This window comes from Streptomyces sp. NPDC006624 (assembly GCF_040611555.1).
Classification (GTDB): Bacteria; Actinomycetota; Actinomycetes; order Streptomycetales; family Streptomycetaceae; genus Streptomyces.
Genome location: NZ_JBEXOM010000003.1, coordinates 19,364 through 30,943, shown reverse-complemented (window position 1 = coordinate 30,943; position 11,580 = coordinate 19,364). Strand labels below are relative to the sequence as shown.

At 73.9% G+C, this 11,580-nt stretch carries 11 protein-coding genes; 7 read left to right on the top strand and 4 right to left on the bottom strand.

Annotated elements, in window-relative coordinates:
* Nucleotides 1-36: 36 nt before the first annotated feature.
* From galE to idi, 3 genes are all read left to right on the top strand, one after another.
* Entirely contained in the window at nt 37-1,008 is a 972-nt protein-coding gene (gene galE, locus ABZY20_RS06570; protein ID WP_356437514.1) for a UDP-glucose 4-epimerase GalE, read from the top strand.
* 146 nt (nt 1,009-1,154) lie between these two features.
* A complete protein-coding gene (locus tag ABZY20_RS06565; RefSeq protein WP_356437511.1) occupies nt 1,155-2,090 on the top strand; it encodes a cation diffusion facilitator family transporter in 936 nt (311 codons plus the stop codon).
* A gap of 318 nt (nt 2,091-2,408) precedes the next feature.
* Nucleotides 2,409-3,002, top strand: coding sequence for an isopentenyl-diphosphate Delta-isomerase (gene idi / locus ABZY20_RS06560; protein ID WP_356437509.1), 594 nt, complete (start codon nt 2,409-2,411; stop codon nt 3,000-3,002).
* Between the two features lie 21 nt (nt 3,003-3,023).
* On the opposite strand, the gene ABZY20_RS06555 is transcribed toward idi, so the two are convergent.
* Complete coding sequence (locus ABZY20_RS06555) at nt 3,024-3,530, bottom strand: ATP-binding protein (protein WP_356438642.1); 507 nt, start codon at nt 3,528-3,530, stop codon at nt 3,024-3,026.
* Nucleotides 3,531-3,749: 219 nt separating this feature from the next.
* Here ABZY20_RS06555 and ABZY20_RS06550 point away from each other — a divergent pair, with 219 nt between their 5' ends.
* Nucleotides 3,750-4,505: an enoyl-CoA hydratase/isomerase family protein gene (locus ABZY20_RS06550; protein WP_356437506.1), complete on the top strand. Its 756-nt coding sequence runs from the start codon at nt 3,750-3,752 to the stop codon at nt 4,503-4,505.
* Here the strand turns inward: ABZY20_RS06550 and ABZY20_RS06545 are convergent.
* Complete coding sequence (locus tag ABZY20_RS06545; RefSeq protein WP_356437503.1) at nt 4,492-5,127, bottom strand: DJ-1/PfpI family protein; 636 nt, start codon at nt 5,125-5,127, stop codon at nt 4,492-4,494. The genes ABZY20_RS06550 and ABZY20_RS06545 overlap by 14 nt on opposite strands.
* A 56-nt stretch (nt 5,128-5,183) precedes the next feature.
* Nucleotides 5,184-6,143, bottom strand: a complete 960-nt coding sequence (locus ABZY20_RS06540; RefSeq protein ID WP_356437500.1) for a GlxA family transcriptional regulator — start codon at nt 6,141-6,143, stop codon at nt 5,184-5,186.
* A 141-nt stretch (nt 6,144-6,284) separates the two neighbouring features.
* Here ABZY20_RS06540 and ABZY20_RS06535 point away from each other — a divergent pair, with 141 nt between their 5' ends.
* The 3 genes from ABZY20_RS06535 to ABZY20_RS06525 all read left to right on the top strand — a co-directional run bounded on the left by ABZY20_RS06535 (nt 6,285) and on the right by ABZY20_RS06525 (nt 9,849).
* Entirely contained in the window at nt 6,285-7,160 is an 876-nt protein-coding gene (locus ABZY20_RS06535) for a hypothetical protein (RefSeq protein ID WP_356437497.1), read from the top strand.
* A gap of 65 nt (nt 7,161-7,225) precedes the next feature.
* Nucleotides 7,226-7,357 (top strand): LPFR motif small protein, encoded by a 132-nt coding sequence (locus ABZY20_RS06530; RefSeq protein WP_252100478.1) that lies wholly within the window; start codon nt 7,226-7,228, stop codon nt 7,355-7,357.
* Between the two features lie 95 nt (nt 7,358-7,452).
* Nucleotides 7,453-9,849, top strand: a complete 2,397-nt coding sequence (locus tag ABZY20_RS06525; protein WP_356437494.1) for a Tex family protein — start codon at nt 7,453-7,455, stop codon at nt 9,847-9,849.
* 88 nt (nt 9,850-9,937) lie between these two features.
* On the opposite strand, the gene ABZY20_RS06520 is transcribed toward ABZY20_RS06525, so the two are convergent.
* Nucleotides 9,938-11,578 carry an ABC-F family ATP-binding cassette domain-containing protein gene (locus ABZY20_RS06520; protein ID WP_356437491.1) on the bottom strand — a complete coding sequence of 547 codons (1,641 nt, stop codon included), beginning with the start codon at nt 11,576-11,578 and terminating at the stop codon, nt 9,938-9,940.
* Nucleotides 11,579-11,580: the final 2 nt, after the last annotated feature.

The window sequence follows — 11,580 nt, the reverse complement described above, 5'->3', positions numbered from 1 at the left end:
GCCGGTGCGGGCGGTGGCCGCATAGGGTGGGCGACCATGACTTGGCTGATCACCGGCGGTGCCGGCTACATCGGGGCCCATGTGGCCAGGGCCATGACCGAGGCCGGGGAGCGCGTCCTCGCCCTGGACGACCTCTCGGCCGGTGTGCCGGCGCGGCTGCCGTCCGGCGTCCCGCTGATCGAGGGCTCGTCGCTGGACGGGGAGCTGCTGAAGCGGGTGTTCGCCGAGCACTCCGTGACGGGTGTGGTGCATCTCGCGGCCCGCAAGCAGGTCGCCGAGTCCGTCGCGCAGCCGACGCGGTACTACCGGGAGAACGTCGGCGGCCTGGCGACCCTGCTCGACGCGGTCGCGCAGGCCGGGATCGGGCGCTTCGTCTTCTCCTCCTCCGCGGCGGTGTACGGCGACCCGGGTGTGGACCTCATCACGGAGGACACGCCCTGTGCGCCGGTGAACCCGTACGGCGAGACCAAGCTCGCCGGGGAGTGGCTGGTGCGGGCGGCGGGCCGGGCGCACGGGATCTCCACCGTCTGCCTGCGCTATTTCAACGTGGCGGGCGCCGCGGCGCCGGAGCTGGCCGACACGGGCGTGTTCAACATCGTCCCGATGGTCTTCGACCGGCTGACCCGCGACGAGGCGCCGCGGATCTTCGGCGACGACTACCCCACGCCGGACGGCACCTGCGTGCGTGACTACATTCACGTCGCCGATCTGGCCGAGGCCCATCTCGCGGCGGCCCGGCGGCTCGCGGAGGGCGGCGTCACGGGCGACCTGACGGTCAACATCGGCCGCGGGGAGGGCGTCTCGGTGCGCGAGCTGATCACGGTGATCGGCGAGGTCACCGGCGACCGGCGCCCGCCGCTCGTCGAGCCGCGCCGCCCCGGGGACGCCCCGCGCGCGGTCGCCTCCGCCGCCCGGGCCGCCGGGGAGCTGGGCTGGACCGCGCGGCGCGGGGTGCGCGAGATGGTGGAGTCGGCCTGGCGGGGCTGGCGGCCGCACCACGGCCTGTGAGCCGCGCGCTGCCCTGACCTGCGTGTCGTTTCCGCAGGTCAGGGCAGATGACAACGGTGTTCAGTGCCGCGTTGCACATACCCCCTCCCCGTAGTTCACTTGGGTCGCCGGGCAGGATCGGACGGACGCTGGAGGGTGACTTTCCCATGGGGGCTGGGCACGATCACGGGCACGCGCACGGCGTGGCCGCCGGTACGGCGACCTCGGCGTACCGCGGCCGGCTGCGGGCCGCACTGGCGATCACGCTGGGCATCGTGGTCGTGCAGATCGTCGGCGGCGTCCTCGCCGACTCGCTCGCGCTCGTCGCGGACTCCGCGCACATGGCGACGGACGCGCTGGGCCTGGGTATGGCGCTGCTCGCGATCCACTTCGCGGGCCGCCCGCCGAGCGAGCGGGCCACCTTCGGCTACGCCCGCGCCGAGATCCTCGCCGCCCTGGCCAACTGCCTGCTGCTGCTCGGCGCCGGCGGCTACGTCGTGTACGAGTCGGTGCAGCGGTTCCTCACCCCGGCGCAGACCGAGGGCCGGCTCGCCCTGCTCTTCGGTGTGATCGGCCTGGCCGCGAACCTGGTGTCGCTGGCGCTGCTGATGCGCGGCCAGAAGGAGAGCCTGAACGTGCGCGGCGCCTTCCTCGAGGTGGCGGCGGACGCCCTGGGCTCGGTCACGGTGATCGTCTCGTCCGCGGTGATCATGCTCACCGGCTGGCAGCCCGCCGACCCGATCGCCTCGCTGGTCATCGCGCTGATGATCGCGCCCCGCACGTGGAAGCTGCTGCGCGAGACCCTCGACGTGCTGCTGGAGGCGGCGCCCAAGGGCGTCGACATGGCGGAGGTCCGCGCCCACATCCTCGCCACCGACGGGGTGGAGGACGTCCACGACCTGCACGCCTGGACGATCACCTCGGGCATGCCGGTGCTGTCGGCGCACGTGGTGGTCAGCTCGGAGGCGCTGAGCGCCATCGGCCACGAGAAGATGCTCCACGAGCTGCAGGCCTGCCTCGGCGACCACTTCGACGTGGAGCACTGCACCTTCCAGCTGGAGCCGAGCGGGCACGCGGAGCACGAGGCGCACCTCTGCCACTGACGCGCCGCCCGCCGGGACCACGGAACTGCGGAACTGAAGGGGCGCAGGGGGCCGAAGGGGCGCGTCGGGCCTCGCGTGCGCCGGGAACGCGGCCCTCCGGCGCACGCCCGCGCCCTGGCTCTCGCGGCACCGGCGGGGAGCGATTTTCGGCCCATCGGGCCGGGCACGATCCCCTCCTGGGTGCCTCCTCCGGTGTCGCGGTGGCGCCGTCCACGCCCCGCGCCCGCCGCGCGGGACATGCGGGCGTGCCGCGAAGTGCCGGGAGTGCCGGATTCGTACGGCAGACTTGGGGCGCGAAGACCGATGTGAAGGATGGGTATGCCGATCACACCTGCCACCGCGACGCACAGCCCGTCGAGCGGCACCGCAGAGGCGATTTTGCTGGAACTGGTCGACGAGGACGGCGTGACGATCGGCACCGCGGAGAAGCTCGCCGCCCACCAGCCGCCCGGACAGCTGCACCGCGCGTTCTCCGTGTTCCTCTTCGACGAGTACGGCCGGCTGCTGCTGCAGCAGCGCGCGCTGGGCAAGTACCACTCCCCCGGTGTGTGGTCCAACACCTGCTGCGGCCATCCGTACCCCGGTGAGGCGCCCTTCGCGGCGGCGGCGCGGCGGACCTTCGAGGAGCTCGGCGCCTCCCCGTCCCTGCTGGCCGAGGCGGGCACGGTCCGCTACAACCACCCGGACCCGGAGTCGGGGCTGGTGGAGCAGGAGTACAACCACCTCTTCGTCGGCATGGTGCAGGCCGTGCTGCGCCCGGATCCGCAGGAGGTGGCGTCGACGGCGTTCGTGACCCCGCCCGAGCTGGCGGAGCGGCACGCGAGGGACCCCTTCTCGGCCTGGTTCATGACCGTCCTGGACGCGGCCCGGCCGGCGGTCAGGGAGCTGACGGGCACCTCGGCCGGCTGGTGAGCAGGGGCCCCGCGGCGGGGCTCAGGGCAGGCGCGCGGGCTTGAGCGGCAGGGCGGCCCAGATCACCTTGCCGCCGCTCGCGGTGTGATCGACCTCGCAGACGCCGCCCGCCTCGCGGGTGATCTCGCGCACCAGGAGCAGCCCGCGCCCGCCGGTCCGGCCGTGGTCGGTCTCCAGGGCCGACGGCCGGTAGGGATGGTTGTCCTCCACGGACAGGCGCAGCCACTCGGCGCCGACGGCCACCTCGACGGCGATCGTCGGTGACAGCACCGCCGCGTGCTTCACGGCGTTCGTCACCAGCTCCGAGACGATCAGCAGCAGCCCTTGGGCCAGGTCGTCCGGGAGGGGCACTCCCTGACGCAGCAGCAGGTCCCGTACGGCGTGCCGGGCCTGCGGGACGGAGGCGTCGACCGCCGGTGCGGTGAACCTCCAGACCCCCTCGTACGGCAGCGGATCCGCGGGCCCGGGGTTCAGGGGCGCCGCGCCGCCCTGGGGGCGTGGGCCGGACCCTCGCCCGTCGTCGTCCATCGTCCGGTCGCCACCCTCGCGCTCGATAGTCGCCACATCCCAGAGTGTTGGCAAGGATGCGCTCCCCACCCCACGGCTGAACAGAAGTCAGCAACTATCGAACGCTTCTGACCGTTGGCGTATGACACGGTCAGTTGTGGGACTGGTCCTGTCCCTGTTGTGCCGTCTCGGCGAACTATTCGGGTTGTACGGGTTTGCCGTGCGGATAGCATCCGGCGCATGGAGCCGCAGCTGCAGTACAGCGTGACCGACTCGGTCGCCACGGTCGTCATCCGCCACCCGGAGAAGCGCAACGCCATGACGGCCGCCATGTGGCGGGCCCTGCCGCCGCTGCTCGACGAGGCGGCGGGCGACCCGGCCGTACAGGCACTGGTGCTGACCGGCGCGGGCGGGACGTTCTGCGCCGGGGCCGACATCTCGACGCTGCGGGGCTCGCCCGAGGAGGCGCAGTCCCTGGCCGTGCGGGCCGAGGAGGCGCTGGCCGCGTTCCCCAAGCCGACCCTGGCCGCGATCCGCGGTCACTGCGTGGGCGGCGGGGCGCAGCTGGCGGCGGCCTGCGATCTGCGGTTCGCCGAGGAGGGGGCGCTGTTCGGGGTGACGCCCGCGAAGCTCGGCATCGTGTACCCGGCGTCCTCGACCCGTCGGCTGGTGTCCCTGGTGGGGCCGGCCGGCGCCAAGTACCTGCTCTTCTCCGGCGAGCTGATCGACGCGGGGCGCGCGCTGCGCACCGGGCTGGTCGACGAGGTGCTGCCCGAGGGCGAACTCGGCAAGCGCACGGGCGAGTTCACCCGGATCCTGGCGTCGCGTTCGCAGCTGACGCAGGCGGCGGCGAAGGAGTTCGCGGACGGGCGTACGGACCGCGACGCCCACTGGGCCGGGCAGGCACGCGGCAGCGGCGACACCGCGGAGGGCGTCGCCGCGTTCCTGGAGCGCAGGCAGCCGGAGTTCGGCTGGAGCGTGCCTACGTCAGAGTGAGACCGGCGTGCGTGCGGACCAGGTCGACGAGGTGCGCGGGCGCCTTCCCGGGGGATCCGGCGTCGTAGGGCGGCTGGGGGTCGTACTCGGTGGCGAGCTGGACGATCCGCGCGTGGTCGTCGCCCGCGATGCGGCCGAGCAGGGTCAGCCCCATGTCGATGCCGGCGGAGACACCGGCCGCGGTGACGTACTTGCCGTCGGTGACGACCCGCTCCCCGGTGGGCTCGGCGCCGTGGCGCCTCAGCTCCTCCAGGGCGAGCCAGTGGGAGGTCGCGCGCCGGCCCTTCAGCAGCCCGGCGGCGGCCAGCAGCAGGGAGCCGGTGCAGACGGACGTCGTCCAGGTGCTGGTGGCGTCGGCGGCGCGCAGCCAGGTCAGCAGCGGTCCGTCCGCGGCCAGCGGGAGCGGGCCCGGGCCGCCGGGGACGACGACGATGTCGGGGCTCGGCACCTCGGCCAGGGCGTGCCCGGCGACGAGCGCGAGGTCGCCCGCGTCGTTGCGCACGGGGCCGGGCTGCTCGGCGACGAAGGCGGTCCGCGCGCCGGGGAGGCGGCCGAGGGTCTCGTAGGGGCCGATGGCGTCGAGGGCGGTGAAGCGGTCGTAGAGGACGATGGCGATCTGCATGGACGTCCCTTTCTGATCGGTGGGCCGGTCCTGCCGGTCCTGCCGGTGGGCGGGGCTCAGGGCGGGGTCGCGGGGCGGAAGCGGCGGCGGTACTCGGCGGGCGGGGTGCCCAGCGCCTTGAGGAAGGCGCGGCGCATGGCCTCGGGCGTGCCGTAGCCGCTGCTGCGGGAGATCTCCTCGACGCCGTCGGCCGTGTCCTCCAGCAGGCGGCGGGCGTGTTCGAGGCGGACGCGGTCCACGTACCGGCCCGGCGTCATGCCGGTCTCGGCGCGGAAGGCCCGCGCGAAGTGGCGCGGCGAGAGCCGGGCGCGGGCGGCCAGGGACTCGACGCAGAGGTCGGCGTCGGGGCGTTCGGCGATGAAGCGCTGGACGTCCCGCAGCGGCTCGCGACGGGCGGTCTGGGCCGCGAGCTGGGCGCTGAACTGGGCCTGGTTGCCGGGCCTGCGCAGAAACACCACGAGGTGGCGGGCGATGGTGAGGGCGGTGTCCCGGCCCAGGTCCTCCTCCACCAGGGCGAGGGCGAGGTCGATGCCGGCGGTGACACCGGCCGAGGTGGCGACGTGCCCGTCGCGGACGTAGACCGGGTCGGGCTCGACGGCGACGGACGGGTGGTCGCGGGCGAGCGTGTCGCAGTACGCCCAGTGGGTCGTCGCCCGGCGGCCCTGCAGCAACCCGGCCTCGGCGAGCACGAACGCGCCGGTGCACACGGAGACCAGCCGCCGGGCGCGCGGGCCGTGCTCGCGCACCCAGGCGACCAGGCGCGGGTCCGGCCGCCGGGTGCCCGTGCCGCCGGGGACGAGGAGGGTGTCCGGGGCGGGCGCGGTGGCCAGGGACGTGTCGGGGACGAGGGTCAGGCCGCTGGTGGTGCGCACGGGCGCGCCGTCCGGGGAGGCCGTGCGGATCCGGTAGGCGCCCGGGGAGATCAGGTCCGCGCCCGCGAAGACCTCCGCGGGGCCGCTGACGTCGAGACTCTGCACGCCGTCGAAGAGCACGGCGAGAACCGTGTGCTGGGCCATGACGACGATGGTGCGCGGGCCGGGCGCACGGCGGCAATGACGAGTTCCCCACCTTTCCTGCCACGGCGCGGTCGCGGGCCGCCGGGTGCCGGGCGGACGGACCCCTGGAGGGCATACCAAGCGGTTGGTAACCTGCCCGGCATGACGACTGCCGCTCTGGAGCCGCGCGCCGGCCGACGCTGCCACAACGTGCTCAACTCCCTGCACGCCGCGCACTACTTCTCGCCCGACCTGGGACGGGAGCTGGGTGCCGTCGGGATCACCGACCCGCGGGCCGTGAACTTCGCCGTGCGGGCCGCCGCCCTCGGCGCGGTCGGCGCCGGAACCGTGACGGCGGCCTTCTACAACTACAAGTACGAGCTCGTCGCCCGGCACGTCCCGGCCGTGTGGGAGACCGCCGCGCCGGGCCGGGTGCTGGAGGCACGCGCGCGTGCGGTCGACGCGACCCTGCGCCGGCTGCTCGGCGCGGAGGTCCTGGCGTCGGCCGCGATGGCGGAGGCCGCGCGGCTGGCGCTGCGGGCGGCAGAGGCCTGTTCCCGCGCGGCGAGGCCGCTGTACGCCGCCCACGCCGACCTGCCCGTCCCCGAGGAGCCGCACCTCGCCTACTGGCACGCGGCGACCCTGCTGCGCGAGCACCGGGGCGACGGGCACCTGGCCGCCCTGATGTCCGCGGGCCTGGACGGGCTGGAGGCCGTCGTCACCCACACGGCGACGGGCAGGGGCATGGCCCCCAAGTGGGTCCTGACCACCCGGGGCTGGACGCAGGAGGACTGGGACGCGGCGGCCGGCAGGCTGCGCGAGCGCGGGCTGCTGGACGCGACCGGCGAGCTCACCGAGCGGGGCGCCGCCCTGCGCCAGGAGATCGAGCAGGAGACCGACCGCCTCGACCGCGCCCCGTACGAGCATCTGGGCGCGCAGGGCGTGGCCCGGCTGACCGAGCTGGGCGGGGCGTTCGCGCACGCGGCGCTGGTGGCGGGGGCGTTCCCGGCGGACCTGATCGGGAAGGGTCACGCATAGTAAGGCGCTGACGAGGTACCCGCACTCCACCGGCCGAGCGGCCGGTGTGAGGAAAGGGGAATTTCGTGTTCCGTGCTATCGCTGACGTGCTGCGCCAGATCGGCGGCGCCATCGCCACCGTCGTGACTCTGCCCTTCCGGGCCCTGGCCCGGCTGTTCGGCGGCGCCTCGTCCTCCACCCGCAGCCGCAGGGCCTGACCGCGACCCGGCCTGCCGCCCCGCCCTGATCCCCGAGTGTCGGTCCCACCTGCCACAATTGCCGCGCAACCTCAGTGAGAAGGCGGTACGGGATCGTGACGACACCCGGGTCCATCGAAGCAGGGTCCATCGAAGGAAGGATCGCCGAGGAACTCGGCGTACGGGAGCGGCAGGTCAAGGCCGCCGTGGAGCTGCTGGACGGCGGTTCCACGGTGCCCTTCATCGCTCGCTACCGCAAGGAAGCGACCGAGATGCTCGACGACGCGCAGCTGCGCACGATCGAGGAGCGTCTGCGGTACCTGCGGGAGCTGGAGGAGCGGCGGGCGGCGATCCTGGAGTCGGTGCGCGAGCAGGGCAAGCTCACCGAGGAGCTCGAGGCCCGGATCCGCGGCGCCGAGACCAAGGCGCGCCTGGAGGACATCTACCTCCCCTACAAGCCCAAGCGCCGCACCAAGGCGCAGATCGCACGGGAGGCCGGTCTCGAGCCGCTGGCGGAGGGGCTGCTCGGGGATCCGACCGTGGAGCCCCTCTCCGCGGCCGCCGCGTTCGTCGACGCCGGCAAGGGCGTGGCGGACCCGCAGGCCGCCCTCGACGGCGCCCGCGCCATCCTCACCGAGCGCTTCTCCGAGGACGCCGACCTGATCGGCGAGCTCCGCGAGCGCATGTGGGTGCGCGGCCGGCTGGCCGCCAAGGTGCGGGAGGGCAAGGAGGAGGCGGGCGCGAAGTTCGCCGACTACTTCGACTTCTCCGAGCCGTTCACGGAACTGCCCTCGCACCGCGTCCTCGCCATGCTGCGCGGCGAGAAGGAGGAGGTCCTCGACCTCGTCCTGGAACCCGAGGAGCCGACCGACGGCCCGTCGTCGTACGAGGGGATCGTCGCCGGCCGGTTCGGGATCGCCGACCGGGGCCGCCCCGGTGACAAGTGGCTCAAGGACACCGTCCGCTGGGCGTGGCGCACCCGCATCCTGGTCCACCTCGGCATCGACCTGCGGCTGCGGCTGCGCACGGCCGCCGAGGACGAGGCGGTGCGGGTCTTCGCGGCGAACCTGCGCGACCTGCTGCTCGCCGCCCCGGCGGGCACCCGCGCGACGCTCGGCCTCGACCCCGGTTTCCGCACGGGCGTGAAGGTCGCCGTGGTGGACGCGACCGGCAAGGTCGTCGCCACGGACGTCATCCATCCGCACGTCCCGGCCAACCGCTGGGACGAGGCCATCGCCAAGCTGGCCCGGCTGGCGAAGGAGCACGCGGTCGAGCTGATCGCCATCGGCAACGGCACGGCGTCCCGCGAGACGGACAAGCTCGCCGGCGAGCTGATCGCCAGGCACCCGGAGCTGAACCTCACGAAGGTGATGGTGTCCGAGGCGGGCGCGTCGGTGTACTCGGCGTCGGCGTTCGCCTCCCAGGAGCTGCCCGACATGGACGTGTCGCTGCGCGGCGCCGTGTCGATCGCGCGCCGGCTGCAGGACCCGCTCGCCGAGCTGGTGAAGATCGACCCGAAGTCCATCGGCGTCGGCCAGTACCAGCACGACCTGTCCGAGGTGAAGCTCTCGCGCTCGCTCGACGCGGTCGTGGAGGACTGTGTGAACGGCGTGGGCGTGGACGTCAACACGGCCTCCGCCCCGCTGCTGGCCCGGGTCTCCGGCATCACCTCCGGCCTCGCCGAGAACATCGTGGCGCACCGCGACCAGAACGGTCCGTTCAGGTCCCGCGGCGAGCTGAAGAAGGTGGCGCGGCTCGGCCCGAAGGCCTACGAGCAGTGCGCCGGCTTCCTGCGGATCCGCGGCGGGGACGACCCGCTGGACGCCTCCAGCGTGCACCCGGAGGCGTACCCGGTGGTCCGGCGCATGGTGAAGACGACGGGGCAGGAGGTCGCCGGGCTCATCGGGAACACCTCCGTGCTGCGCTCGCTGCGGCCGCGGGACTTCGTGGACGAGTCGTTCGGTCTGCCGACCGTCACCGACATCCTCAAGGAGCTGGAGAAGCCCGGCCGCGACCCGCGTCCGGCGTTCAAGACCGCCGCCTTCAAGGAGGGGGTCGAGAAGATCTCCGACCTGTCGTCCGGGATGGTCCTCGAGGGCGTGGTGACGAACGTCGCCGCCTTCGGGGCGTTCGTCGACGTCGGTGTCCACCAGGACGGTCTGGTGCACGTCTCGGCGATGTCGAAGACGTTCGTGAAGGACCCGCGGGACGTGGTGAAGCCCGGCGACATCGTCAAGGTGAAGGTCCTCGACGTCGACATCCCGCGCAAGCGGATCTCGCTGACGCTGCGCCTGGACGACGAGGCGGCACCGCAGGCCGGGCAGGGCGGCGGCGCCGGTGAGCGCCGGCAGCGCGGCGGGCGTCCGCCGCAGCAGCGCCAGGGCGGTGCCGGCGGGCGCCGGGGCGGCGGTGGCGGTGGCGGTGCCCGGCAGGCGCCCGCACCGGCCAACGACGCGATGGCCGACGCGTTGCGCCGCGCGGGCCTGCTGGACCCGAAGAACGGCAGGCGCTGACGACCGAACCGGAGCGGCCGTGGGGAGCCGCGGGCCCGTCGTGGCGGGCCCCGCGGCTCCCCACGGCCCTCACGCCATCGAGGGGGCGTCAGCGCTCGGTGACCTTGCCGTCCGCCACCTCCAGGCGGCGCGTCACGTGCACGGCGTCGAGCATGCGGCGGTCGTGGGTGACCAGCAGGAGCGTGCCCTCGTAGGCGTCGAGGGCCGACTCCAGCTGCTCGATGGCGGGCAGGTCGAGGTGGTTGGTGGGCTCGTCGAGGACGAGGAGGTTGACGCCCCGGCCCTGGAGGAGCGCCAGGGCGGCGCGGGTGCGTTCGCCCGGGGAGAGGGTCGCCGCCGGACGCAGGACGTGATCGGTCTTGAGACCGAACTTGGCCAGGAGGGTGCGGACCTCGACCGGTTCGGTGTCGGGGACGGCCGCGCGGAACGTGTCGAGCAGTGACTCCTGCCCGTGGAACAGCTTGCGGGCCTGGTCGACCTCGCCCAGGAGCACGCCCGAGCCGAGCGCCGCGTGCCCGGCGTCCAGCGGGACACGGCCGAGCAGGGCGGCGAGCAGCGTGGACTTGCCGGCGCCGTTGGCGCCCGTGACCGCCACCCGGTCCGCCCAGTCGATCTGCAGGGAGACCGGGCCGAGGACGAAGCCGCCGCGGCGCACCTCGGCGTCCCGCAGGGTCGCGACGACGGCGCCCGAGCGCGGGGCCGACGCGATCTCCATGCGCAGTTCCCACTCCTTGCGCGGCTCCTCGACGACCTCCAGGCGCTCGATCATGCGCTGGGTCTGGCGGGCCTTCGCGGCCTGCTTCTCGCTGGCCTCGCTGCGGAACTTGCGGCCGATCTTGTCGTTGTCGGCGCCCGCCTTGCGGCGCGCGTTCTTCACGCCCTTGTCCATCCAGGCGCGCTGCGTCTGCGCGCGCTCCAGCAGGGCCGCCTTCTTGTCGGCGTACTCCTCGAACTCGCCCCGGGCGTGCCGGCGGGCCACCTCCCGCTCCTCCAGATAGGCCTCGTAGCCACCGCCGTAGAGGTTGATCTCCCCCTGGGCGAGGTCGAGTTCGAGGACCTTGGTGACGGTGCGGGCGAGGAACTCACGGTCGTGGCTGACGACCACCGTGCCGGCGCGCAGGCCGCTGACGAAGCGTTCGAGGCGCTCCAGGCCGTCCAGGTCGAGGTCGTTGGTGGGCTCGTCGAGCAGGAAGACGTCGTAGCGGGACAGCAGCAGGGAGGCGAGTGAGGCACGGGCGGCCTGGCCGCCGGACAGCGAGGTCATCGGCTGGTCCAGGTCGACGGCCAGGCCCAGCGAGTCGGCGACCTCCTCGGCGCGTTCGTCCAGGTCGGCGCCGCCCAGGCCGAGCCAGCGCTCCAGACTCGTGGCGTAGGCGTCGTCGGCGCCGGGCGCCCCGTCGACCAGGGCCTGGGTCGCCTCGTCCATGAGGTGCTGGGCCCGGTCGACGCCGGTGCGGCGGGCCAGGAACGCGCGGACGGTCTCGCCGGGGCGGCGGTCCGGCTCCTGCGGGAGGTGGCCGACGGTGGCGGCCGGCGGGGACAGGCGCATCTCGCCCTGCTCGGGGGCGGTGAGTCCGGCCAGCATCCGCAGCAGGGTGGACTTGCCCGCGCCGTTGGCGCCGACCAGGCCGATCACGTCGCCGGGTGCGACGACCAGGTCGAGCCCGGTGAACAGGGTGCGGTCGCCGTGGCCGGCGGCGAGGTTCTTCGCGACGAGGGTGGCAGTCATCA